This window comes from Pseudomonas sp. CGJS7, assembly GCF_036961695.1.
On record NZ_JBAMDI010000008.1, the window covers coordinates 104,134 to 127,710 of the forward strand.

At 63.1% G+C, this 23,577-nt stretch carries 21 protein-coding genes; 9 read left to right on the forward strand and 12 right to left on the reverse strand.

Annotation, left to right across the window (positions count from 1 at the left end; translation table 11 throughout):
* Positions 1-147 precede the first annotated feature (147 nt).
* Positions 148-1,602 (forward strand): D-alanyl-D-alanine carboxypeptidase/D-alanyl-D-alanine endopeptidase, encoded by a 1,455-nt coding sequence (dacB, locus tag V7787_RS07680; RefSeq protein WP_049586694.1) that lies wholly within the window; start codon positions 148-150, stop codon positions 1,600-1,602.
* Between the two features lie 130 nt (positions 1,603-1,732).
* Here the strand turns inward: dacB and V7787_RS07685 are convergent, their stop codons facing one another.
* Positions 1,733-4,123: a sensor domain-containing diguanylate cyclase gene (locus V7787_RS07685; RefSeq protein WP_064491092.1), complete on the reverse strand. Its 2,391-nt coding sequence runs from the start codon at positions 4,121-4,123 to the stop codon at positions 1,733-1,735.
* A 94-nt stretch (positions 4,124-4,217) separates the two neighbouring features.
* A complete protein-coding gene (rlmKL, locus tag V7787_RS07690; RefSeq protein WP_012053184.1) occupies positions 4,218-6,410 on the reverse strand; it encodes a bifunctional 23S rRNA (guanine(2069)-N(7))-methyltransferase RlmK/23S rRNA (guanine(2445)-N(2))-methyltransferase RlmL in 2,193 nt (730 codons plus the stop codon).
* A gap of 562 nt (positions 6,411-6,972) precedes the next feature.
* Here rlmKL and rmf point away from each other — a divergent pair.
* Positions 6,973-7,188, forward strand: coding sequence for a ribosome modulation factor (rmf, locus tag V7787_RS07695; protein WP_003248687.1), 216 nt, complete (start codon positions 6,973-6,975; stop codon positions 7,186-7,188).
* Positions 7,189-7,330: 142 nt separating this feature from the next.
* Here rmf and V7787_RS07700 read toward each other — a convergent pair whose 3' ends face one another.
* Complete coding sequence (locus V7787_RS07700; protein ID WP_064491091.1) at positions 7,331-8,353, reverse strand: quinone-dependent dihydroorotate dehydrogenase; 1,023 nt, start codon at positions 8,351-8,353, stop codon at positions 7,331-7,333.
* Between the two features lie 137 nt (positions 8,354-8,490).
* Between V7787_RS07700 and V7787_RS07705 the strand changes: the two genes are divergently transcribed.
* The 5 genes from V7787_RS07705 (at position 8,491) to cobA (ending at position 14,136) form a co-directional block, all read left to right on the forward strand.
* Positions 8,491-9,705 (forward strand): CmpA/NrtA family ABC transporter substrate-binding protein, encoded by a 1,215-nt coding sequence (locus V7787_RS07705; RefSeq protein ID WP_104887289.1) that lies wholly within the window; start codon positions 8,491-8,493, stop codon positions 9,703-9,705.
* Positions 9,706-9,716: 11 nt separating this feature from the next.
* The gene (locus V7787_RS07710; protein WP_003248677.1) at positions 9,717-10,292 is read left to right on the forward strand and encodes an ANTAR domain-containing response regulator; all 576 of its coding nucleotides are present in this window, start codon (positions 9,717-9,719) and stop codon (positions 10,290-10,292) included.
* Positions 10,293-10,476: 184 nt separating this feature from the next.
* The gene (locus V7787_RS07715; protein ID WP_012053187.1) at positions 10,477-11,688 is read left to right on the forward strand and encodes a nitrate/nitrite transporter; all 1,212 of its coding nucleotides are present in this window, start codon (positions 10,477-10,479) and stop codon (positions 11,686-11,688) included.
* 9 nt (positions 11,689-11,697) lie between these two features.
* Entirely contained in the window at positions 11,698-13,368 is a 1,671-nt protein-coding gene (locus V7787_RS07720; protein WP_064491089.1) for a bifunctional protein-serine/threonine kinase/phosphatase, read from the forward strand.
* Between the two features lie 27 nt (positions 13,369-13,395).
* Positions 13,396-14,136 carry a uroporphyrinogen-III C-methyltransferase gene (gene cobA, locus V7787_RS07725; protein ID WP_064491088.1) on the forward strand — a complete coding sequence of 247 codons (741 nt, stop codon included), beginning with the start codon at positions 13,396-13,398 and terminating at the stop codon, positions 14,134-14,136.
* A gap of 85 nt (positions 14,137-14,221) precedes the next feature.
* On the opposite strand, the gene V7787_RS07730 is transcribed toward cobA, so the two are convergent.
* The 7 genes from V7787_RS07730 to V7787_RS07760 form a co-directional block, all read right to left on the reverse strand.
* Entirely contained in the window at positions 14,222-15,256 is a 1,035-nt protein-coding gene (locus V7787_RS07730; protein ID WP_010953090.1) for an OmpA family protein, read from the reverse strand.
* Positions 15,257-15,367: 111 nt separating this feature from the next.
* Positions 15,368-15,934 carry an RNA polymerase sigma factor SigX gene (gene sigX / locus V7787_RS07735; RefSeq protein WP_003248665.1) on the reverse strand — a complete coding sequence of 189 codons (567 nt, stop codon included), beginning with the start codon at positions 15,932-15,934 and terminating at the stop codon, positions 15,368-15,370.
* 113 nt (positions 15,935-16,047) lie between these two features.
* A complete protein-coding gene (locus V7787_RS07740) occupies positions 16,048-16,872 on the reverse strand; it encodes a mechanosensitive ion channel family protein (RefSeq protein WP_010953088.1) in 825 nt (274 codons plus the stop codon).
* A gap of 2 nt (positions 16,873-16,874) precedes the next feature.
* Positions 16,875-17,147: a hypothetical protein gene (locus V7787_RS07745; protein ID WP_014591816.1), complete on the reverse strand. Its 273-nt coding sequence runs from the start codon at positions 17,145-17,147 to the stop codon at positions 16,875-16,877.
* Positions 17,148-17,234: 87 nt separating this feature from the next.
* The gene (locus V7787_RS07750) at positions 17,235-18,230 is read right to left on the reverse strand and encodes a zinc transporter ZntB (protein ID WP_003248655.1); all 996 of its coding nucleotides are present in this window, start codon (positions 18,228-18,230) and stop codon (positions 17,235-17,237) included.
* 27 nt (positions 18,231-18,257) lie between these two features.
* The gene (gene rraA / locus V7787_RS07755; RefSeq protein WP_010953085.1) at positions 18,258-18,749 is read right to left on the reverse strand and encodes a ribonuclease E activity regulator RraA; all 492 of its coding nucleotides are present in this window, start codon (positions 18,747-18,749) and stop codon (positions 18,258-18,260) included.
* 629 nt (positions 18,750-19,378) lie between these two features.
* A complete protein-coding gene (locus V7787_RS07760) occupies positions 19,379-20,155 on the reverse strand; it encodes a ferredoxin--NADP reductase (RefSeq protein WP_014592355.1) in 777 nt (258 codons plus the stop codon).
* 215 nt (positions 20,156-20,370) lie between these two features.
* Here V7787_RS07760 and V7787_RS07765 point away from each other — a divergent pair, with 215 nt between their 5' ends.
* Positions 20,371-21,078 carry an autoinducer binding domain-containing protein gene (locus V7787_RS07765; protein WP_064491001.1) on the forward strand — a complete coding sequence of 236 codons (708 nt, stop codon included), beginning with the start codon at positions 20,371-20,373 and terminating at the stop codon, positions 21,076-21,078.
* Between the two features lie 96 nt (positions 21,079-21,174).
* Positions 21,175-22,299, forward strand: a complete 1,125-nt coding sequence (locus V7787_RS07770; protein ID WP_336086970.1) for a methyltransferase — start codon at positions 21,175-21,177, stop codon at positions 22,297-22,299.
* 105 nt (positions 22,300-22,404) lie between these two features.
* On the opposite strand, the gene V7787_RS07775 is transcribed toward V7787_RS07770, so the two are convergent.
* Complete coding sequence (locus V7787_RS07775; RefSeq protein ID WP_003251614.1) at positions 22,405-22,560, reverse strand: DUF2474 domain-containing protein; 156 nt, start codon at positions 22,558-22,560, stop codon at positions 22,405-22,407.
* Positions 22,561-22,569: 9 nt separating this feature from the next.
* The gene (gene cydB, locus V7787_RS07780) at positions 22,570-23,577 is read right to left on the reverse strand and encodes a cytochrome d ubiquinol oxidase subunit II (protein ID WP_010955308.1); all 1,008 of its coding nucleotides are present in this window, start codon (positions 23,575-23,577) and stop codon (positions 22,570-22,572) included.

Here is a 23,577-nt window from a genome sequence, read left to right on the forward strand (position 1 = left end):
GGTGGCCTTTTTATTGGCGATGCTTTTCCGTCGAACGTGACGCATCGCGGCTGCGCTTGGGGCATAATGCGTACTGTTTACGTCGTGGGGCCATCATCTCTTACAGCCCCAAAGCCCTTTTCCCTCGCCGCAGGGTATTCACTCGCTATGATCAAAACGCTTCGTCCCCTCATACTTGCCGGCCTGCTGTTGCCACTTGCCTTGCCCAGCCACGCCGCCGTCAATACCACCCTGCCTGCCAAAGTGCAGCAGGCGCTCAAGGCCAACAAGCTGCAGGACACCGCACTGTCGCTGGTGATGCTGCCGCTGGACGGCCCCGGCACCCCGACCGTGTTCAATGCCGATGTGTCGGTGAACCCGGCGTCGACCATGAAACTGGTCACCACCTACGCCGCCCTCGAACTGCTTGGCCCGACCTTCCAGTGGAAAACCGAGTTCTACACCGACGGCACCCTGAGCAACGGAGTGCTTAACGGTAACCTCTACCTTAAAGGTGGCGGTGACCCCAAACTGAACATGGAAAAGCTGTGGCTGCTGATGCGTGACCTGCGCGCCAATGGCGTGCGCACCGTCACCGGTGACCTGGTGCTGGACCGCAGCCACTTCGTGCAACCCAACCTGCCGCAGTTCAACGACGACGGCGGTGATGAAAACAAGCCGTTCCTGGTCAAGCCCGACTCGCTGCTGGTCAACCTCAAGGCCCTGCGCTTCGTGGCGCGCAATGATGGTGGCAAGGTCACCGTTGCAGTCGAGCCGCCGATTGCCCGCATCCGCATTGACAACCAGGTCAAGCCGGTAGCCTCGAAGAAATGCACCGGTGATGTGCGCTACAACCCGGTGCCCCAGGCCGACGGCATCAGTGTCACGGTCAGCGGCCAACTGGGTGACGGCTGCAACTCGCAAACCTACCTGTCGCTGCTCGACCATTCCACCTACGCCGCCGGTGCCGTGCGCGCAATCTGGAACGAACTGGGTGGCAACATCCAGGGTGGCGACCGCATCGAGAATGTGCCCAAGAGTGCTCGCCTGCTGGCCCGCGCCTTCTCGCCAGACCTGGTGGAAGTGATCCGCGACATCAACAAGTACAGCAACAACACCATGGCCCAGCAGCTGTTCCTGAGCCTTGGCGCGCAGTTCCGCACCGATGCCGATGGCGACGACGCCCGTGCTGCCCAGCGCGTGGTACGCCAATGGCTGGCGAAAAAGGGCATCACCGCGCCGCATCTGGTGATGGAAAACGGCTCTGGCCTGTCGCGTGCCGAACGGGTCAGTACCCGGGAAATGGCCGAGATGCTGAAAGCCGCCTGGAAGAGCCCTTACGCTGCCGAGTTCATGAGCTCGATGCCGCTGGTGGGCATGGACGGCACGATGCGCAAGCGTCTCAAGCGCACCGCGATGGCCGGCGAAGGGCACATCAAGACCGGCACACTGAACACTGTGCGGGCGATTGCCGGCTTCAGCCGCGACAGCAACGGCCATACCTGGGCGGTAGCGGCGATTCTCAACGACCCGAAACCGTGGGGTGCCTCGCAGGTGCTGGATCAGGTGTTGCTTGACCTGTATCGCCAGCCGAAGCTGGCTGGCAGTACAGCAGCTAATTGATTGGTTAGCCTGTATTGGCCTTTTCGCGGGTGAACCCGCTCCTACAGGGGTGAGCACGGCTTACCAAACCTGTGCAACCTGTAGGAGCGGTTTTCGCCGTGAAAGGCTCGGTTCCGGCAACCGACAGCGCTTAGGCCGACTCCCCCTCCACCCGGTCCCGCCCGGCCTGTTTGGCCGCATACACGCCGGCATCGGCGCGCAACAGCAAGGCATCGGCGCCTTCGCCCGACCGCCAGCCCGCCACACCGAAGCTTGCAGTCACCTGGCCCACGCCTTCCACCGGCACATTGCGCACCCCTTGCCATAACTCCAGCGCCAGCAGCCGGGCCTGATCGGCATCGCTGCCCGGGCAAAGCACCATGAACTCTTCCCCGCCCAAGCGGCAGAACACATCGGTACGCCGCAAACGCTGAGCGATGCGCTGGCACAGGCTACGTAGCACCCGGTCGCCGACGGCATGGCCGAAGCGGTCGTTGATGCGCTTGAAGTGATCGATGTCGAGCATGATCACCGCCAGCGGCAAGCCATCGCGCTGGGCCCTTTCCAGTTCGATCTTGAGCCGCTCCTGGAAATAGCGACGGTTATGGATACCGGTCAGCGAGTCGGTGACCGACAGCGCCCGCAACTCTTCCTCCACGCCCTTCAGGTCGGAGATGTCAGTCAGGTAGCCATGCCACAGGGTGCAGCCCTGCTCGCCCACTTCCGGGGTCGCCTCGCCACGCACCCAGCGCAGTCCGGCCCGTGGCAGGCAGACTCGATACTCCTCGCGCCAGGGTGACAGGTGTTCGGCCGAATAGCGCACCGAGCGGCGCACGCGTTCCAGGTCATCGGGGTGGATACGTTCGAACACCCCCGAGGCATCCTCACGCAACTGCATCAGGTCGATCTCATAAATGTCATACAGGCCCATGCTGGCGTATGGAAAACACGAATGGCCGTTGGCATCCAGGCGATATTGGTAGATGCCGCCCGGCACCTCGGCACTGAGCTTTTCCAGCAACCGGTCACGCGCTGCCAACGCCTCATGCACCCGGCGCCGCTCGGTCACGTCAATGCAGATGGCCAGGTAGCCAACCCACAACCCCTGTTCGTCGAGCATGGCAGTCACCAGCATGTTGGCGACCAGCTGGCTGCCATCGGCCCGTAGCAAGGTCCACTCGCCAGGCTCGGCCCCGTGCTCCTGCACCGTTTCAGCGAACATCGCCTGGCCGCCAGCAATGGCGCGGCCAAAACGCAAGCTCAAGGCCTGGGCACGCAGGTTCAGCTCCTCCGGCAGTACCAGGTCTTCAAGGCGCAAGCGGCCGATCGCTTCTCTGGCCGCGTAACCGAGCATGCGTTCGGCACCGGCGTTGAACGTGCTGACCACCCCCTTGAGGTTGGTGGCGATGATCGCCACCTGGGTCGCGGCATCCAGCACACTGCGCAGTTGGTTGTGGGTGCCACGCAACGACTGCTCGCTGACCTGCAACTCGGCAGTACGCTGAGCGACCAGGGCCAGGGCGCGCTGACGCTGGCTGAACAGGCTGTAGAGCAGCACGCTGAGCAACAGGCTCAACAGTCCGCCCAACAAACCGACCGCCATCACCGCCGAGGAGCGGTTCGCCTGCGCGAAGGCCTGGCTTGGCTGAATGCTCAGCTGGAAATGGTGATCGGCCAGGCGCAACAACTGATTGCTGGCCAGGGCCAAGGGCGCGACCGGATTTTGCGAGTCGAACAACACGACGGGGCCTTGTAACCCGGACGGGTCCGTGATGCGCACGACCAGGTTGTCATCAACCGCTACCGGTCGACCGTCGCTGACCAGCTCGCGCATGCTCAGCAACGCCATCACATAGCCCACTGCCGCACCGCGGGGATCGGCATCGGAAAATACCGGCGCCACCATCAGCAGGCCGCGCTCTGCCGAGTGGGTATCGAACAGGGCCAATGGCTCGGACACCGCCATGCTGCCCGGCGCCAGCGCCCGCGCCAGGGCCGCCTGGGGCTCGCTTTGACCAGCGAGGTCCAGGCCGTAAGGCAACCCGGGCCGCTCGCTCGATTGGGTATAGAGCACCGGGAAGTAATGGTCGCGCTGCGAAGCCGGGCGCCATTGGCCTTGCGCGTCCTGGTCACGGATCACATAACCTGGGCCGGTATGGGCACTGGCCAGGCGCTCGAATTCGGCGCGTTGCGCAGCCTCGACGCGCGGCGCCCAGGCATAGGCCAAGGTGCGTTGCAGCAGTGGTCGGGCATAGCCGTCGAATTCGCGCGGGGTGATCTCGCTGGAAAAACTGAAGAACCGCCGCAGCCCGTCCAGGCGCTGCTGCTGTTCGTCAAAGCGCTCGGCAATACGGCTGGCGCGCTCGCTGGCCAGTAGCTCGAAGCGCTGGCGCAGCTGCTGTTTGTAGAAGGTGTGCGCGGCAAATGCCAAGGCAGCGGTCAACAAGCCGCCCGCCACCAGTGCAATCAGCGCCATCGCCCAGGCGGACGCTCTCTCTGTGCACAAGCCAAGCAACCGCGCACGCACGCCACACTTTGACATACACCCATCTCGTCACGTCAGCGTCCTGCGGATTATCTTGCCCTGCCCTCAGTTATAGCTATTGGCCATTAGCCGCGCAATGTACCTCGTCGTCTCAACGAAGCTGCAAACGCCAGGCGCGGTGGATACGGTTGTTACGGGCGAAGTCCGGGTCCAGGGTCTGGGCGCTGATTTCTTCCACCACGTAACGCGCCATCAGGTGCTCGTCCAGCTGGAACTTGCGGAAGTTGTTGGAGAAATACAGCACGCCCCCCGGCGCCAGACGGGCCATGGCCAGGTCCAACAGCTGCACATGGTCACGCTGCACGTCGAATACGCCTTCCATACGCTTGGAGTTGGAGAAGGTTGGCGGGTCGATGAAGATCAGGTCGTAGCTGTCACGGTTGCCTTCCAGCCAGGCCATTACATCGCTCTGCTCCAGGCGGTTGCGCTCGGAATAGCCATTGAGCGCCAGGTTACGCCGTGCCCAGTCCAGGTAGGTTTTCGACAGGTCGACGCTGGTAGTGCTGCGCGCACCACCCTTGGCCGCATGCACAGTGGCCGTGGCGGTGTAGCAGAAGAGGTTGAGGAAGCGCTTGCCGGCAGCCTCGCGCTGGATGCGCATACGCATCGGGCGGTGGTCGAGGAACAGCCCGGTATCCAGGTAGTCGGTGAGGTTGACCAGCAGCTTGACGCCACCTTCGTTCACCTCCTGGAAGCGGCCCTCGGTAGCCTGGCGTTCATACTGGCGCGTGCCGCTCTGCCGCTCGCGACGCTTGAGCACTACACGCTGCGGCGAAATGCCCAGCGCCTGCGGGATGGCAGCCAGTGCGTCGAGCAGACGGGCCTGAGCCTTGTCCGGGTCGACTGAACGTGGCGCGGCGTATTCCTGCACGTGTACCCAGTCCTGATACAGGTCGACCGCGAGGGCATATTCGGGCATGTCGGCATCGTACAGCCGGTAGCAGTCGATCTGCTCGCGACGGGCCCACTTGCCCAGTTGCTTGAGGTTCTTCTGCAGGCGGTTGGCAAACATCTGCGCCCCTTCCGAGAGCCGCGCGGGCTCGCTGGCCTGCGGCACCTGCTGTCGGGCTTCGGTGCCTTCAGGCTGCGCTTCGCGGCGTTCACCGGTGACGAACTGGTCCGGCTGCACCTTGAACAGCAGCAGCTTGCACGGCAATGCGCCGTTCCAGAACGCGTACTGCTTGTGGCTACGAATGCCCATGCGCTTGCCCAGTTGCGGCGCACCGGTGAATACCGCTGCTTCCCAGCCCATGCAGGCCTGGCGCAGGCGCTCACCCAGATTCTGATAGAGGTACAGCAGGCTGGCTTCGTCACCCAGACGCTCACCGTAGGGCGGGTTGCTGATGACCAGGCCTTTCTGGTTCTGGTCCGGGCGTGGCTCGAAGGTGCTCACTTCGCCCTGGTAGATCTTCACCCAGTCGCCCAGGCCGGCACGCTCGACGTTGTTGCGGCCCGGCTGGATCAGCCGCGGGTCAGCCTCATAGCCACGGATCCACAGCGGTGGCTTGGCCAGGCCGGCCTGCGCGCGCGCCTGCGCTTCGTCATGCACCTTGCGCCACAGCGCCGGCACATGGCCGAGCCAGGCACTGAAGCCCCAGCGTTCGCGCTTGAGGTTGGGGGCGATATCGGCGGCGATCATCGCGGCCTCGACCAGGAAGGTACCCACACCGCACATCGGGTCGGCCAGCGCACCACCTTCGGCAGCGATACGCGGCCAGCCAGCACGGATCAGCACCGCTGCCGCCAGGTTTTCCTTCAGCGGCGCGGCGCCTTGCTGCAGGCGGTAGCCACGCTGGTGCAGGCTGTGCCCGGACAGGTCGAGGGACAAAATGGCCTCCCCGCGGTCCAGGCGCAGATGCACACGCACGTCAGGGTCGATCTTTTCCACGGACGGGCGCAGGCCTTCGCGGTTACGCAGCTTGTCGACGATCGCATCCTTGACCTTCAGCGCACCGAAGTGGGTATTGTCGATGCCAGAGCCATGGCCGCTGAACTCCACAGCCAGGGTGCCGTCGGCTGCCAGGTGGTCGGCCCAGTCGACCGCGTGCACGCCGTCGTAAAGGTCGTCGGCGTTCTTCATCGAGAAGCGCTTGAGCACCAGCAATACGCGGTTGGCCAGACGTGACCAGACACACAGGCGGTAAGCAGTTTCCATGTCGGCGGCGCCGCGAATGGCCGAGGTGTGCTCGCGCACCTCGTCAAGGCCGAGGCCCTTGGCCTCTTCGGCGAGCAGGCTTTCAAGGCCTTTGGGACAGGTAAGGTAAAGTTCGAAACGGTCCGACATGAGTATTCCAGCGCCTTGGGCTATTTGACTGACGGGGCGACGCATCGCCCCGCGATGTTTGCCCGTACACCTTTCCAGCAGGCGTGCGGGTGGCCTTCTGCGACACACAACGTGCTGCAGAAAAGCCGGGCCGCCTGACCGATCCGTGCCTGGCCCAGTGGCAAGGACAGCTTAGATCATCAGGCAGTACGCGTAATTCTGGCGATCTCCGGGCCAATGTGACCCTTCGTCGCATTTCAAATTATTTCTGTCATCCGCAAACAACGCTGGCGAAATGACGTCAAAGATCGGCAAACCCCGATCATTGCAGGGCTAAACACCAAACAAGGTTGAGTCGCATTTATTTACTTATCCCCTCACCCTTGGAAAGGTTACGTGCTTATGACAAATCGGTCATTCACACCGTGACTCGCATTCGATAGAACTGGTCTTAGGCCGCTTCGCAACGAGGCGGCACTTTCAGCTCGCCACGCCGGCAGCGAGCGCAAACCGGCAGAACGACTCTGCCCGGCCTCGGAGAGGCCGACGGGACATTACAGTCAACAAGTGAGGGCAACACCCTATGAGAAGACTTAAGCGTGATCCGTTGGAAAGAGCATATTCACGTGGCTACCAATACGGGGTCACCGGCAAATCCCGCGAACTTTGCCCCTTCAATCTTCCTTCTGTTCGCCAAGCCTGGATCAACGGCTGGCGTGAAGGTCGCGGTGATAACTGGGACGGAATGACTGGCACCGCTGGCATCCATAGACTCAACGAAAATCACGCCGTTGGCTGAACGAGGACACTGAATTCGATTTACCATGCACGCCCCATCCGGGCGGCGGGCGAAGGCCCAGGGGCCCCTTGAAGGGGCCCTTTTTTATGCCTTGGCAAACCTCATCAGCTGCACCCACCCGCCCCCTGCAGGGGCGGGCTGGTCACCGCGGCATTGCCGCGATAGCATCCACCGCTTCGCGAATCAGCGCCGGCCCTTTGTAGATGAAGCCCGAGTAGATCTGCACCAGGCTCGCCCCGGCCGCGATCTTCTCGGCAGCATGGCGGCCTTCGGTAATGCCCCCGGCGGCAATGATCGGCAACTTGCCGCCCAGCTCACCTGCCAGCACCTTGACGATATGGGTGCTCTTCTCCAGCACCGGTGCGCCCGACAGGCCGCCCGCCTCGCCACCGTACGGCAATGCTTCGACACCTTCACGGCCCAGCGTGGTGTTGGTGGCGATCACCGCATCCATGCCCGACTCCATCAGCGCGGCGGCCACCAGCGCCGTTTCTTCGTCGCTCATGTCCGGCGCGATCTTGATTGCCAGGGGCACGCGCTTGCCATGTGCACCGGCCAGTCGTTCGCGGCGCTCGGCCAGGGCGTCGAGCAACTGCTTGAGCGAGTCGCCGAACTGCAGGCTGCGCAGGCCCGGGGTATTGGGCGAGCTGACGTTGACCGTGATGTAGCTGGCGGCGGTGTAGACCTTGTCCAGGCAAATCAGGTAGTCATCGACGGCACGTTCGACCGGGGTATCGAAGTTCTTGCCGATGTTGATTCCCAGCACCCCCTTGTAGCGCGAGGCGCGTACGCGCCCCAGCAGGTGATCAACGCCCAGGTTGTTGAAGCCCATGCGGTTGATGATGGCCGTGGCTTCCGGCAGGCGGAACAACCGTGGCTTGGGGTTGCCAGGCTGCGGACGCGGGGTGACAGTGCCGATTTCGACAAAACCGAAGCCCAGCTGGGCGAAGCCGTCGATGGCCGCGCCGTTCTTGTCCAGGCCAGCTGCCAGCCCCACCGGGTTGGCGAAGTTCAAGCCCATGACCGAAACCGGCAATGACGCCGGTTGCTTGCACAGCATGCCGTTGAGGCCCAAACGGCCACCGGCGCCGATCAGGTCCAGGGACAGGTCGTGGGAAGTTTCCGGGGAAAGCTTGAACAGCAGCTGGCGGGCCAGGGTATACATGGGCGGGCAAGGCTCAGGGTGAGTGAGGGGGCGATTATAGCCAGCGCGGGGCTGACAGGACAGCAAATCGTGGAGCGCTTGGCACATCGGTTGCACCCGTTCAGCCCACAGCCTTATCAGTAAGGGCGAGGACTCTTGTGAACACTGTACCCCGAGCAACGCCCCTGGCCTGGGTCAACGGCAGCGACGCGCCGGAAAAAACCAGCCTGAACATCGGCTACATGGCCCTGACCGACTGCGCCTCGGTCGTGGTCGCCGCCACCCAGGGCTTCGCCCAGCAGCACGGCCTTACCCTCAACCTCCAGCGCCAGGGCTCGTGGGCCGGGCTGCGCGACAAGCTGGTCAGCGGCGAACTGGACGCCGCCCATTGCCTGTATGGCCTGGTCTACGCAGTGCACCTGGGCATCGGCGGCGTACCTGCCAGCGACATGGCCGTGCTCATGGGGCTGAACCAGAACGCCCAGGCTATCAACCTGTCCCCTGCCCTGCAGCGCAAGGGCGTGACCAACCCTGAGGCACTGGCGCGTCTGGTGCACCAGCATGGCGCACGCCTGACGTTCGCCCAGACCTTCCCCACCGGCACCCACGCCATGTGGCTGTATTACTGGCTGGCCAGCCAGGGCATTCACCCGCTGCGCGACGTCGACAGCGTAGTGGTGCCACCGGCGCAGATGGCTGCACACCTCCAGGCCGGGCGCATTGACGGCTTCTGCGTCGGCGAGCCCTGGGCCGCCGACGCCGTGAACAAAGGCCAAGGCTTCACCCTGGCCACCAGCCAGTCGATCTGGCCGGATCACCCGGAAAAGGTCCTGGCCTGCGCCCGCATCTTTGCCGAGCAATACCCCAACAGCGCCCGTGCGCTGGTCAAGGCGATCCTCACCGCCAGCCGGTTCATCGAGCAAAGCCCGGAAAACCGCCGCAGCACCGCGCAACTGCTCAGCGCAAGCGCCTACCTGGACACCCCGCTGGACAGCATAGCCCCCCGCCTGCTCGGCCATTATGAGGATGGCCTGGGCAACCAGTGGCAAGACCCACACGCCCTGCGCCTGTTCGACCAAGGCCGGGCCAACCTGCCCTATCTGTCCGACGGCATGTGGTTCATGACCCAGTTCCGCCGCTGGGGCCTGCTGCGCGAAGACCCCGACTACCTCGGCGTGGCCCGGCAGGTCCAGCAACTGCAGTTGTACAGCGAGGCCGCACAGAGCCTGGGCATCGCTTGCCCAGGCCAACCGATGCGTAGCAGCCTGCTGATCGATGGCTCCCGCTGGGACGGCAGCGACCCCTTCGGCTATGCCCGCAGTTTCAGCTTGCATGCCTTGGGCGAGTTGCCCGATGCCCGTGTCGGCGCGTGAGGGGGACGAACATGTTGCGCATCCTGCTGATCGACGACACCCAGAGCAAGCTCGGTCGCCTGAGGGCTGCGTTGAGTGAGGCCGGCTTCGAGATCATCGAAGCCCCAGACCTGACCATCGACCTGCCCGCCTGCGTCGAAACGGTGCGCCCGGACGTGGTGCTGATCGATACCGACTCGCCAGACCGCGATGTGATGGAACAGGTAGTGCTGGTCAGCCGTGACCAGCCGCGGCCCATCGTGTTGTTCACCGACGAGCACGACCCCGGGATGATGCGCCAGGCGATCCAGGCAGGGGTCAGTGCCTATATCGTCGAAGGTATCCATGCTGCGCGGCTGCAGCCGATCCTGGACGTGGCCATGGCCCGCTTCGAAAGCGACCAGGCACTAAAGGCGCAGCTGCTGGCGCGCGACCAGCAATTGGCCGAACGCAAGCGCATCGAGCAGGCCAAAGGCTTGCTGATGAAAATGAAGGACTGCAACGAAGAGCAGGCCTACACCCTGATGCGTCGCCAGGCCATGAGCCGGCAGCAGAAGCTGATCCAGGTGGCCGAACAGATCATTGCCATGCATGAGATGCTCGGCTGATGTGCTGAAAAATCCGAGCAAGCCGCCCCGGAAGTTGGCCCATCTCTTGCTGAACAAATCTCACCGGTAGCCAACGGCGGTTACCCCACTTGAATCCCGACAAAGACGTCGCTCTCCCCTCCACACCCATGGAGCGGGTAGCGGCGTCTTTTTCGTTCCGTTGTACTACCGAGTGAGGTGTTCGATGAGTGCCAGCTTCTGGAAATCCGGGCATGTGCCCACGCTGTTCGCCGCGTTTCTGTACTTCGACCTCAGCTTCATGGTCTGGTACCTGCTGGGCCCGTTGGCGGTGCAGATTGCTGCCGACCTGCAACTGAGCGCACAGCAACGGGGCCTGATGGTGGCCACGCCGATCCTGGCCGGGGCAATCCTGCGCTTTGCCATGGGCGTTCTGGTCGACCGCCTGTCGCCCAAGACGGCTGGCCTGATCGGCCAGGTGGTGGTCATCGTCGCCCTGGCCGCAGCCTGGTACCTTGGCGTGCACAGCTATGAACAGGCCCTGCTGCTAGGCGTGTTCCTGGGCTTTGCCGGTGCGTCATTCGCCGTCTCGCTGCCGCTGGCCTCACAGTGGTACCCGCCACAGCACCAGGGCAAGGCCATGGGCATCGCTGGCGCCGGCAACTCCGGCACGGTGTTCGCGGCCTTGCTGGCACCGGCACTGGCAGCCGGCTTTGGCTGGAACAATGTGTTCGGCTTTGCGCTGATCCCGCTGTCACTGGCGCTGGTGGTGTTCGCCCTGTTGGCGCGCAATGCCCCGCAACGGCCCAAGCCGAAAGCCATGGCCGACTACCTCAAGGCACTGGGCGACCGTGACAGCTGGTGGTTCATGTTTTTCTACAGCGTGACCTTCGGCGGCTTCATCGGCCTGGCCAGCGCCCTGCCCGGCTACTTCAGCGACCAATACGGCCTGAGCCCGGTCACCGCCGGCTACTACACCGCCGCTTGCGTGTTCGCCGGCAGCCTGATGCGCCCGCTCGGCGGCGCCCTGGCTGACCGTTTTGGCGGCATCCGCACCCTGCTGGGCATGTACGGCGTGGCCGCCATCTGCATTGCCGCAGTCGGCTTCAACCTGCCCTCTGCCGCGGCCGCACTGGCGCTGTTCGTCAGCGCCATGCTCGGCCTGGGTGCCGGCAATGGCGCAGTGTTCCAACTGGTGCCACAACGCTTCCGCCAAGAGATCGGGGTAATGACCGGCCTGATCGGCATGGCCGGGGGCATCGGCGGCTTCCTGCTGGCGGCCGGGCTTGGCACCATCAAGCAGCACACTGGCGATTACCAACTGGGGCTGTGGCTGTTCGCCAGCCTGGGCCTGCTGGCCTGGTTCGGCCTGCACGGGGTGAAACAGCGCTGGCGCACCACCTGGGGCTCGGCTGCAGTCACTGCAGCACGGGTCTGAGGCACGCCGATGAGCCTGCAACTGAGCTTTGCCCAGGCCAGCGCCACCGGGCCGCGCGCGGAAAACCAGGACGCCCTGCGCCTGGTCACGCCGGCACCAGAACTGGCCGCCAGCAAAGGCTACCTGTTCGCCCTGGCCGACGGCGTCAGCCAATGTGCCGACGGCGGCCTGGCGGCGCGCGCCAGCCTGCAGGCACTGGCCCTGGATTACTACGCCACGCCGGCCACCTGGAGCGTGGCCCAGGCCCTCGACCGCCTGCTGCTGGCGCAAAACCGCTGGTTGCGCGCCCAGGGCAGTGGCCAGCCGTTGCTGACCACGCTTAGCGCGCTGGTGTTGCGCGGCCGGCGCTTTACCTTGGCCCATGTAGGCGACTGCCGGGTGTACCGCTGGCACGAGGGGAACCTGCAATGCCTGAGCGAAGACCATGTCTGGGACCAACCGGGCATGCAGCATGTACTGAAACGGGCGCTGGGCCTGGACCAGCACCTGCTGGTGGATTACCTGGAAGGCGAGCTGCAACCGGGCGAATGTTTTCTGCTGCTCAGCGACGGGGTCTGGGCCAGCCTGGGCGAACAGCACATCCAGGCCGTGCTGCGCGAGCAAACTGACCTGCAACTGGCCGCCGACACCCTGGTGGCCAGTGCCCACCTCAACGGCAGCAAGGACAACGCCAGCGCCTTGCTCGTGCAAGTCGAACAACTGGGCACGGCCACCCTGGGCGATACCCTGGCGCAACTGCAACAATGGCCAGTGCCCGGCCCGCTGCGCGAAGGCCAGGTGATCGACGGCTGGCAGGTCGAAACACTGCATGCGCACAGCCGCCAGTCCTTGCTGTACAAAGTGCGCGATAGCCAGAACCAGCCTTGGCTGCTCAAGACCCTGCCCACTGCACGCGAACAGGAACCGGGGGCGGCGCAAGGGCTGCTGCTGGAAGAGTGGTTTCTGCGCCGCATCGCCGGCCGGCACTTCCCCGAGCTACACGCCGCCAGTCAGCGCCAGCACCTGTACTACGTGATGCGCGAATATCCCGGCCAGAACCTGGCGGCGTTGCTGGCCGAACAGGGCCCGCTGCCCCTGCCGCAATGGCTGGAAGTCGCCCGGCAACTGCTGCAGGCAGTCGGTGTGCTGCATCGGCGCAACTTGCTGCACCGCGATATCAAGCCAGACAACCTGCACCTGGGCCGCGATGGCCAGCTGCGCCTGCTGGACTTCGGCCTGGCTTATTGCCCGGGCCTGTCCGAAGACCCGCTGCACGAACTGCCCGGCACACCCTCGTACATCGCCCCGGAAGCATTCGACGGCCACCCACCCAGCCCGCGTCAGGACTTGTATGCAGTGGGCGTGACCCTGTACCACCTGCTGACCGGACACTACCCGTACGGCGAGGTAGAGGCCTTCCAGCGCCCGCGCTTCGGCCAGCCGGTCAACGCCGCGCGCTACCGACCCGACCTGCCGGAATGGCTGCAGCACAACCTGCTGCAGGCCGTGGCGAGCGACCCGGCGCAGCGCTTCGAAACCGCCGAACACTGGTTGCTGCTGCTCGAGCGCGGCGACCGCCAGGAACTGCCCAGCCGACCCCGGCCGCTGCTGGAACGCGAGCCGCTGAAGGTGTGGCGCACCCTGGCCCTGTTGTCGTTGCTGATCAATCTGATACTGCTGTTCACCCTGCTCAAGGGCTGAACGCACCTTGCCGATGAGGAAACGTTGATGAATGCAAAAGTATGGCTGGTCGGTGCCGGCCCTGGTGACCCTGAACTGCTCACCCTCAAGGCAGTGCGTGCGTTGCAGCAAGCCGCCGTGGTCATGGTCGACGACCTCGTCAACCCGGCAGTGCTCGAGCATTGCCCGCAGGCCCGGATAATGACCGTGGGCAAGCGCGGCGGCTGCCGCTCTACACCGCAAGCGTTCATTCAGCGCCTGATGCTGCGCCACGCGCGACAGGGCCGTTGCGTGGTGCGGCTCAAGGGCGGCGACCCTTGCATCTTCGGCCGTGGCGGTGAGGAGGCACTGTGGCTGCAGGGCCATGGCATCGAAGTGGAGGTGATCAATGGCATCACCGCCGGCCTGGCCGGGGCCACCCAATGCGGGATTCCCCTGACTTCACGGGGCGTGAGCCGAGGGGTGACGCTGGTGACGGCGCACACCCAGGACGATAGCGAGCTGAACTGGGCGGCCTTGGCTCAGGGCGGGACAACGCTGGTGGTCTACATGGGGGTGGCGCGGCTGGAACAAGTGCGCCAGGGATTGCTGGCGGGGGGCATGGCGCCGGGAATGCCGGTGGCGATGATCGAAAATGCCTCGTTGCCGCAGCAGCGGGAGTGCAGAAGCGATGTGCAGGGAATGGTGGAAGCTGCGCGGGCGTTTGGCCTGCGTAGCCCGGCAATCCTGGTGATTGGGGAGGTGGTTGGGGAGCAGCAGGCTGTGGGGCGGATCGCAATCGCAGGCTGACTGCAGGAGCGGCCTTCGAGGCCGGTTAAACCCAGGCAAAGAAAAACCCGGCCGAGGCCGGGTTTTTCATGAAGCTTCAAACCAATTACTTGGCCTGGGCTTCTACCTGAGCTTCAACGCGACGGTTGACAGCACGGCCTTCTTCGGTGGCGTTGTCAGCAACCGGACGGGTTTCGCCGTAGCCAACCGAGTCAACACGGCTGGATTCTACGCCGTACTGCTGGGTCAGCACTTGCTTGACAGCGTTGGCACGACGCTCGGACAGCTTCTGGTTGTAAGCGTCTGGACCCACGGAGTCAGTGTGACCTTCAACCACGGTGGTGGTTTGTGGGTACTGCTTCATGAAGTCAGCCAGGTTTTTGATGTCGCCGTAGCTGTTAGGCTTGACGACCGACTTGTCGAAGTCGAACTTGACGTCCAGCTCAACGCGAACGACTTCGGCAACAGCCGGGCAGCCGTCGGCGTCAACAGTAACGTTGGCCGGGGTGTCTGGGCACTTGTCGACGTTGTCGCACACGCCGTCGTTGTCGGAGTCGGAGCAGACTTCAGCAACTGGAGCAGGAGCAGCTTCAGCTTGCTTCGGGCTACCGCCGAAGTTCAGGCCAACACCAACGCTCGGGGCCCACTCGGTGTCGCCCTGGTCGATGTTGTACTGAGCTTCTACGCCGGCACGGGCGTAGAACATGTCGGTGATGTACCACTTGGCGCCAGCGCCAACGTTGGCGAAGGTGGAGTGGTCACGACCGCCACGGCCGGTCTGACCCAGCGACTGGTGCGAGAAACCAGCGGAAACGTACGGACGGATGGCGTCGTACGGGTTGTTGAAGTGGTAAACGGCGTCCAGGGCAGTGTTCGAGCCCTTGATGTTCTTGCCGTCTTCGCCACGAGCGTTGTGCACTTCGTCGTAGCCCAGACGCAGCTCAACGTCGTCGGTCAGGAAGTAACCGATCGAGCCGCCGAACAGGTTGCCGTCGTTCTTGAAGTCGCGCTGGCTGTCGAAGAATTCTTTCTTGTAGAAGATTTCAGTCTCGACGGCGCCTTGACCTTGTGCCATAGCGCCAATCGAAGTGGCGGCTACAAGCGAACCAATGGCCAAGCCCAAGGTGTTTTTCAATTTCATCCGTTAAATCCCCATCTGGTGATAGTTAAGCAGTCCCACCACAAACAAGAGGGACAACTCGACGGCGAGTCTAGCAGAACTCGCCGGTTCGTTAGAGATATTTGCACGCCCCTAAGTTTCATCAAGGCCGGCAAATTTCTCCCGAAGCTTGTCTAGCGCGCGCTTGTAACGCATTTTCGTCGCGCTCAGGCCCATGTGCATGATGTCGGCAATTTCCTGAAATTCCAGCTCTGCGACAAAACGCAGCACCAGAATCTCCCGGTCAATCGGGTTCACATGCACCAGCCACTTGTCCAGCCCGCCTTTTTCTTCCGGCTTCGGAGCCTTGTCTTCGGACGCCTCTTCAACAGGGTCCAGACTCAAGGCATCCATCAACCGACGTTTGCGGCGCTCCTTGCGGTACTGGGTAATGCACTCGTTGTAGGTGATGCTGTAGAGCCAGGTCTTGAACTTCGACTTACCCTCGAAGTTTTTCAGCCCGTACAGCACTTTCAGCATCACTTCCTGACAGACATCGTCCGCGTCACGGTCGTTCCCCAGATAACGCGCACAGACGTTGAACAGGGTCCGTTGGTAGCGCCGCATGAGCTCTTCATAGGCGCGGGTAACGTGGTACAGCTCCTCATGCGAACGCGCCACCAACTCTTCGTCTGTGAGCTCGCGGGGGTCATAGCGCATGGGCGGCGAATGAACTTTATTCAAAACGGATCTGGCCGACAGTCAGGTCAATGTCGCCGCGCGACCCCGTGGGTCGAATTTCGCGGCGGCATACATTAACAGCTTTTGTGCGGTTAGCGGCTATTGACGCGCTGTTCAAGCAGCTCGCGGTTAGCCAGTGACACCAGTTCGCCATCATCGGTCAGCAGCGTCGTCTTCACCGTACCGATCTCCTCGATATGCCCTTCGACCTCTCCAATCCGCACCTGCTGGCCGACTTGGTACAGCTCGCGCACGTAGATGCCGGCCAGGATCTGCCCGGCAATTTCGCGACTGCCAAGGCCCATGGCCAAGGCAACGGCCAGACCAACGGTAATCAGCCCGATAACGATGACGTGGTTCAGCAGGTCGGTTTTCACTTCAAGCTGGCTGATGGCCACCGAGATGCTGATGATGATCACCAGGCCTTGGGTAATACGCCCCAGGCCCGCCGAATATTCCAGGCCGATACCTTCGGCAGCGCCACGCACCAGGCCGTTGGCCACCTGTGCCAGCAGTACGCCGGCCAGCAGCACCAGGGCCGCGCCGAACACCTTGGGCAAGTACAGGGCGAGCATGTCGAGGGTTGCCGAAACCCGCTCAAGGCCCAGCGATTCGGCGGCCGAGACCAGGAAGATGAGCAGCACGAACCAATAGACGATCTTGCCGATCAGGGTCGAGATCGGCACCTGGATGCCGCCGCGACCGAGCATTTTGGTGAGGCCGGTGCCGGCCATCAGGCGGTCCAGGCCAAATTTGGCCAACAGTTTGGACAGCAGCGTGTCGAGCAACTTGGCCACCACGAAACCGAGCAGCACCACGACCAGCGCGCCGAACAGGTTGGGGATGAAGTTCGCTACCTTGGTCCAAAGGGCAGTCATCGCGGTGACCAGGCTCTGGGTCCAGAGATCGAGTTCCATATTCAATCGGCCTTATCTGCTTTGCTGCCAGTGGCAGCGTTGCGGGAAGAGTGTCGACGCACCGGCGCAACATGCGCCGAGCCATTGTTCACGGCAATCAGCAGCGCCTGGCTCCAGCGGCCAAGCAGGCTGAACAGATCACCCGCGCCAACCTGGCGGTTGGCGGTTTTCAGCACGCGACCCAGGCAAGCGGCGTCATCCCGGTCATCCCGGTCATTGCCGGAGGGTGACGCCTTGAGCAGGTCGCGCAGGGATTCTTCAAACGGATCGTGCATGGGCACCTCGCGCAGTGTCAGCAAGAGACGAGATGGCCGGGCGACGGGTCACACATCCTGTTGGCACGAAGGTTTCAAATTGCACAGCTATACCCACCGCAACCGCCGGAACAGCCACCACTGCCCCACGGCCAACCCCAGCACGACGATGCAGGCGAACAGGAAGCCCAAAGGGTTTTCCGCCCCGGGGATGCCGCCGACATTGATGCCCAGTAGCCCGGTGACAAAGCTCATGGGCAGGAAGATGCAAGTGATGATGCCAAAGCGGTACATGGTGCGGTTCATCCGCTCGCTGCGCCGCCGGTCCTCGCTTTCCAGCACCAGCGCAGCGCGTTCGCGGGCCAGTTCCAGCTCTTCGAGGTAGCGGATCAGGCTGTTGTTGAGTTCATTCCAGTAATCGGCGTCGGCATTGGCGAACCAGCTCCATTTGCTGCGCGACAACTGCGCATAGATTTCCCGTTGCGGGGCGAGAAAGCGGCGCAAGCCAGCGGCACGGCGGCGGATCTGCTGCAGGCTGCCCTGCTCCGGGGCATACCGCTCGTCGGATTCGACCTTTTCTTCCTCCAGGTCGACGAGCTCGGCCAGGTCGCTGACCAGGCCCTGGACCTTTTCGGTCAGCAACTCACCCATCAACAACAACAGTTCCGAGGCCGATTTCGGCCCCCTGCCCTGTTCCAGCAGCTGGAGAATTTCATCGCTGGCGCGCAACGGCCGCAGGCGCAGCGAGATGACCCGCTGCGCCTCGGCGAAGATGCGTACCGAAACCATGTCTTCGGGCTCGGCACCCGGGTTGAGGTTGACCCCCCGCAGGAACAGCAACAGCTGTTCGTCCGCCATGGGCAGCAGGCGCGGCCGGGTGTTTTCTTCCAGCAGCAGCTCGCAGGCGAACTCGCTCAGGCCGCTGTCGTGCAGCAGCCAGGAACGGGTTTGCGGATGGCTGCGGTCCCAGTGCAACCACAGGCTCTGCTCCGGTTGCAACTGCAGGTCGTCCAGTTCGGTACGGGCAATCGAGCGCGCGCCGCCTTTGCCATCGAGCACCAGGGCATGCACCAGCCCCCACTGCGCGTTGTCTTCCTCGAACATCAAAGCTCCATCAGCGCGTGCGGCGCATTACTCCGGCATTTTCAGCGGTTTCGGCGAGACCAGCACGCCATTGTTGTCGGCATACACATACTCACCCGGGCGGAAGGTTACCCCGGCGAAGGTCACCACCACGTTGAGATCGCCAATACCCCGCTTGTCGGTCTTCATCGGGTGGCTGGCCAGGGCCTGCACACCAACGTCGGTCTGGATCAGCACGTCGACATCACGCACGCAGCCGTAGATCACCAAGCCTTCCCAACCGTTTTTTGCGGCTTTTTCGGCGAGCATGTCGCCGAGCAGCGCACGGCGCAGCGACCCCCCGCCATCGACCACCAGCACTTTGCCCTTGCCGTCGAGTTCGACCTGCTCCTTGACCAGCGAATTGTCCTCGAAACACTTGATGGTAACGATCTGGCCACCGAACGAATCGCGGCCACCAAAATTGCTGAACATCGGCTCCAGCACTTGTACCAGGTCCGGGTAGGCGTCACACAGGTCGGGCGTTACGTAATGCTGCATGGGAAGCTCCTGTCAGTCACAACGAAAGCGGGTATCGGCCAAGGCTACACCTTGGAGGCTGTCGCAGTCATCCGGGACCGGGCAGTCATTTGTATTCATCCTGTCTCGGCCCTTCCACGCGTGACCCGTTCCTGCACAGGAACGCGCCGCTGTGTAGGAGCGGGTTTACCCGCGAATACGGTGGCGGCGCCAACGGTGAACGGCAGGTGGAGATTGGCCAGCAGGGCCGGCCCTTTCGCGGGTAAACCCGCGAATACGGTGGTGGCGGCAACGGTGAACGGCGGGTGGAGATTGGCCAGCAGGCCCGGCCCTTTCGCGGGTAAACCCGCTCCTACACGACGGTGCCTGTGCCCAGCCTCCGATGTGTGTCCACCACCAATCCGGTGTAGGAGCGGGTTCACCCGCGAATACGGTGGCGGCGTCAACGGTGAACGGCGGGTGGAAATTGGCCAGCAGGGCCGGCCTCTTCGCGGGTAAACCCGCTCCTACACGGCGGTCTGTGTAGGATCCGGATTACCCCCGAATACGGTGGCGGCAGCAACGGTGAACGGCGGGTGGAGATTGGCCAGCAGGCCCGGCCCTTTCGCGGGTAAACCCGCGCCTACAGGCCCGCAACGGCCGCAATGGTCTTACCAGTAGTTCTCGACGGCCACCTGCCCGGGCCGCTTGCTCAGGCTCAGTTGCAGGTCTCGCGCCTTGAGGACCTTGCGGGTTTCGTCGATCATTTCCGGGTTACCGCACAGCATCACCCGCGAATGCTCCGGCGACAGCTCAAGCCCCGCCGCCTTCTCCAGTTCGCCATTCTCGATCAACGTCGTAATCCGCTGATTCAACGCCCCAGGGTGTTGTTCACGGGTCACCACGGGAATGAACTGCAACTTGCCCGCGTACTCGGCCAGATAATCGCGCTGTTCCAGCCCGGCAATTTCATCCACATAGGCCAGCTCCTTCGCTTCGCGCACTGAATACACCAGCTTGATGCTGTCGAAGCGCTCCCAGGCCTCAAAGTCCTGGAGGATCGACATGAATGGCGCAATGCCGGTACCGGTAGCCAGCAGCCACAGGTCACGACCACCGACGAAGCGGTCGAGGGTGAGGAAACCGAACGCCTGGCGGTCGATCAGCAACGTATCGCCTGCACCCAAACGGCTCAGCTCACTGGTGAACTCACCACCTGGCACCACGATGGAAAAGAAATCCAGGTGCTCGTCATGGGGGGCGCTGACCATGGAATAGGCGCGCCACACCACACTACCATCGGCCTTGGTCACACCTAGCCGGGCGAATTGGCCGGAACGGAAGCGGAACCCCGCATCGCGCGTAACCCGCAGGCTGAAGAGGTTCGGCGTCAGTGGCTGAACATCAAGCAGTGTCTGGCGAGTGAACTTTTCGGCGCTAGCGGTCATATCGGGCTCCAGGGTTGGCGTGTGCACAGTGTCGCCTAAAGTGGCCAGGATAAAAACCACCGCTTTGTAGGGCCTCATCCAGGTTGAACGTGCCGAACTCGCAGAAAATCCTGTTCGCTATAACAAAAAAATCCCAACAGGATGGTAGGTCTTTTCCTACAATCATCCGGGTACTCAAACGGATTGGATCCTGCGCGCCCCTAGGAGTGTTTCAAATGCTTCACTGGAAACCCGAGTATCTTCATGCGTTCGTCAGCGAACGCAGCCCGCAGAAGCTATTCGACATCGCAGTCCATCTGGCTCAGGACCTGGACATGGATTACCTTGGGCTGAACATCCGCATTCAGATCGCTACGCAAACGCCAAGGCTGTACCTCTACAGCAACTACCCAATTGAGTGGATCGAGCGCTACCAGCGCGACGACTTCTACAAGCAGGACCCGGCAGCGAACCTGAGCCACAGCTCGACGACGCCGGTGCTGTGGACCGATGAACTGTACAAGGAAGCCCCGCAATTTCGCGAAATGGCCTGCCAGCATGGCTTGCGCCACGGCTGGACACAGTCGCTTCACGACCAGCAGCACAACGAAAGCCAGATCAGTGTCGCTCGGCCAAACGGACACATCGATGTGCTCGAGCTGTACGACAAAGCCGGCAGTGTGCAGTGGCTGTGCCACACCCTTCACGCGGTACTGGGCGAGCACCACCTGAACGCGCTGTGCCCACCCCAGCCGAAAATGAGCGAGCGCGAACTGGAAGTGCTGAAATGGTCTGCCGCCGGCAAGACCGCTGCCGATGTTGCCTCCATCCTCTCGCTGTCGCAAAGCACGGTCAATTTCCATATCCGCAGCGTGATCACCAAGACCAACGCTGCCAACAAGGCCGGAGCCATCGCCATTGCCGCCTTGCGTGGCTGGATCTGACCTTCAAACCTGCGACCTTGGGCAAAGCCCTGTAGAATCGCCCGGCAAAGCCCGGCGCGAACCGCAACGGGCAGTTTCGTACCCGAGCCAGACGCCATGCCCCTGTTGACCACCCCCTACGCCGAACTCGACCTGATCCGCCAGCCGGAGCAGGCCAACGACCCGTTGCAGGCCTTCGATGCCGCCGACGAGTACCTGCTTGCGCAGCTACACGATCAGGCACCCGACGCCAATTGCCGGGTACTGGTGCTCAATGACAGCTTCGGTGCCCTGGCCGCCAGCCTGGCGGGCCAGATGCAGGTGGTCAGCAGCGGTGACTCGCACCTGGGGCACCTGGCCCTGGAAAAGAACCTGGCGCGCAATGGCCTGCCGTTCGACAGCGTGCCGTTCGTACCGGCCAGCGAACACTGGCAAGGCCCGTTCGACCGGGTGCTGGTGCGTGTGCCCAAGACCCTGGCCCTGCTGGAAGAACAACTGATCCGCCTGCAAGGCCAGTTGGCACCCGGTGCGCAGGTGATTGCCGGGGCGATGATCAAGCACCTGCCGCGCGCGGCCGGCGACCTGATGGAGAAGTACATCGGCCCCGTACAGGCTTCGCTGGCACTGAAAAAGGCCCGTTTGCTGACAGCAACGGTTGCCGAGCGGCCGCTCGCCAAGTCCCCCTACCCCAGCTGCTACCGCCTCGACACGCCGGCTCTTGACTTGGTCAACCACGCCAACGTGTTCTGCCGTGAAGGCCTGGATATCGGGACGCGGGCGTTCCTCCCGCATCTGCCTCGCGACCTCGGCCGTGCGCGGGTGGCAGACCTGGGCTGCGGCAACGGCGTGCTCGCAATCGCCAGCGCCCTGGCCAACCCGGAGGCCGAGTACACCCTGGTCGACGAGTCGTACATGGCAGTGCAATCGGCGCGGGAGAACTGGCTGGCAGCGTTGGGCGAACGCCCGGCGAACTTCTTTGCGGCCGATGGCCTGGCCGGGCTGGAGAAACAGTCGCTGGACGTGGTGCTGTGCAACCCGCCGTTCCACCAACAGCAGGTAGTAGGCGATTTCCTCGCCTGGCGCATGTTCCAGCAGGCGCGTGAAGCGCTGGTGGTAGGTGGGGCGCTGTACATCGTGGGTAACCGGCACCTGGGCTATCACAGCAAGCTGGCGCGGTTGTTCCGGGGGGTGGAGCAGGTGGCGGCAACGCCCAAGTTCGTCATTCTGAAAGCCCGCAAGTAAGCGCGCCACCGCTCCCGTAGGAGCGGGCTTGCCCGCGAACACCGGCAACGCCGGTGCCATCTAGCGCGTTGCCTGCTTCGCGGGCAAGCCCGCTGCCGCTCTTTATCAGTGTGTGGTCAGGCCCGCCGCCCCCATGAACAGCCGCATCACCCAGGCCGCCACACCCAGCGCTGCGACGCTCATCGCCCAGATCAGCAACAGCCAACCCAGTCGCTGCCACAGCGGTTTCTTGTCTTCCAAACCATGCTTGCCAGCCATCATGCGGCCCTCCTAGTGATAGCCGTCTTCGTGGGTCACCTTGCCGCGGAACACGTAGTAGCTCCAGAAGGTATACATGAGGATAAACGGCAGGATGAACAGGGTACCCACCAGCATGAAGCCCTGGCTTTGCGGTGGCGCTGCGGCATCCCAGATCGAAATCGACGGCGGGATGATGTTAGGCCACAGGCTGATTCCCAAGCCGCTGTAGCCAAGGAAGATCAGTACCAGCGTGAGCAGGAACGGCGTGTAGTGCGCGTTGCGTGCCACCGCTTTGAGCAACCCGTAGAAGGTCACCAGCACCAGCAGCGGCACCGGCATGAACCAGATCAGGTTGGGCATGCTGAACCAGCGGTCGGCAATCTGCGGGTAGGCGATGGGCGTCCACAGGCTGACGATACCGATCACCACCAGCAGCACCAGCGCCAGCGGCCGGGCCATATCGTGCATCTTCTGCTGCAGCGGCCCTTCGGTCTTCATGATCAGCCAGGTGCAACCCAGCAGGGTGTAGGCCACGATCAACCCCAGCCCGCAGAACAGGCTGAACGGCGTCAGCCAGTCCAGGGTGCCACCGGCAAAATGCCGGTCGACCACCTTGAACCCCTCCAGGAACGCGCCCAGCGCCACGCCCTGGAAGAAGGTGGCGATCAGTGAACCCCAGATGAAAGCCTTGTCCCAGATGTGCCGCTTGTCGGCCTTGGCCTTGAAGCGAAACTCGAAGGCCACGCCTCGGAAAATCAGGCCGATCAGCATCAGGATCAGGGGCAGGTACAGGGCCTCGAGGACCACGGCATAGGCCATCGGGAAGGCCCCGAACAGTCCGGCACCGCCCAGGACCAACCAGGTTTCGTTGCCGTCCCATACCGGCGCGACAGTGTTCATCATGACATCACGGTCCTGCTCGCCCTTGACGAAGGGGAAGAGCATGCCGATCCCCAGGTCGAATCCGTCCATCACCACGTACATCATGACGCCGAAGATGATGATCACGGCCCAGATCAGTGGAAGGTCGATACCCAT

Excerpts from the sequence above, each read along its gene's own strand:
- V7787_RS07730 (WP_010953090.1), bottom strand. The coding sequence starts at position 15,256 with ATGAAATTGAAAAACACCTTGGGCTTGGCCATTGGTTCGCTTGTAGCC.
- cobA (WP_064491088.1), top strand. The coding sequence starts at position 13,396 with ATGAATGCAAAAGTATGGCTGGTCGGTGCCGGCCCTGGTGACCCTGAA.
- sigX (WP_003248665.1), bottom strand. The coding sequence starts at position 15,934 with ATGCGCTATGACCCCCGCGAGCTCACAGACGAAGAGTTGGTGGCGCGT.
- V7787_RS07720 (WP_064491089.1), top strand. The coding sequence starts at position 11,698 with ATGAGCCTGCAACTGAGCTTTGCCCAGGCCAGCGCCACCGGGCCGCGC.
- V7787_RS07760 (WP_014592355.1), bottom strand. The coding sequence starts at position 20,155 with ATGACCGCTAGCGCCGAAAAGTTCACTCGCCAGACACTGCTTGATGTT.
- V7787_RS07765 (WP_064491001.1), top strand. The coding sequence starts at position 20,371 with ATGCTTCACTGGAAACCCGAGTATCTTCATGCGTTCGTCAGCGAACGC.
- V7787_RS07740 (WP_010953088.1), bottom strand. The coding sequence starts at position 16,872 with ATGGAACTCGATCTCTGGACCCAGAGCCTGGTCACCGCGATGACTGCC.
- V7787_RS07685 (WP_064491092.1), bottom strand. The coding sequence starts at position 4,123 with ATGTCAAAGTGTGGCGTGCGTGCGCGGTTGCTTGGCTTGTGCACAGAG.
- V7787_RS07770 (WP_336086970.1), top strand. The coding sequence starts at position 21,175 with ATGCCCCTGTTGACCACCCCCTACGCCGAACTCGACCTGATCCGCCAG.
- V7787_RS07700 (WP_064491091.1), bottom strand. The coding sequence starts at position 8,353 with ATGTATACCCTGGCCCGCCAGCTGCTGTTCAAGCTTTCCCCGGAAACT.
- dacB (WP_049586694.1), top strand. The coding sequence starts at position 148 with ATGATCAAAACGCTTCGTCCCCTCATACTTGCCGGCCTGCTGTTGCCA.
- V7787_RS07745 (WP_014591816.1), bottom strand. The coding sequence starts at position 17,147 with ATGCACGATCCGTTTGAAGAATCCCTGCGCGACCTGCTCAAGGCGTCA.
- V7787_RS07775 (WP_003251614.1), bottom strand. The coding sequence starts at position 22,560 with ATGATGGCTGGCAAGCATGGTTTGGAAGACAAGAAACCGCTGTGGCAG.
- rmf (WP_003248687.1), top strand. The coding sequence starts at position 6,973 with ATGAGAAGACTTAAGCGTGATCCGTTGGAAAGAGCATATTCACGTGGC.
- V7787_RS07710 (WP_003248677.1), top strand. The coding sequence starts at position 9,717 with ATGTTGCGCATCCTGCTGATCGACGACACCCAGAGCAAGCTCGGTCGC.
- rlmKL (WP_012053184.1), bottom strand. The coding sequence starts at position 6,410 with ATGTCGGACCGTTTCGAACTTTACCTTACCTGTCCCAAAGGCCTTGAA.
- V7787_RS07715 (WP_012053187.1), top strand. The coding sequence starts at position 10,477 with ATGAGTGCCAGCTTCTGGAAATCCGGGCATGTGCCCACGCTGTTCGCC.
- cydB (WP_010955308.1), bottom strand. The coding sequence starts at position 23,577 with ATGGGTATCGACCTTCCACTGATCTGGGCCGTGATCATCATCTTCGGC.
- V7787_RS07750 (WP_003248655.1), bottom strand. The coding sequence starts at position 18,230 with ATGTTCGAGGAAGACAACGCGCAGTGGGGGCTGGTGCATGCCCTGGTG.
- rraA (WP_010953085.1), bottom strand. The coding sequence starts at position 18,749 with ATGCAGCATTACGTAACGCCCGACCTGTGTGACGCCTACCCGGACCTG.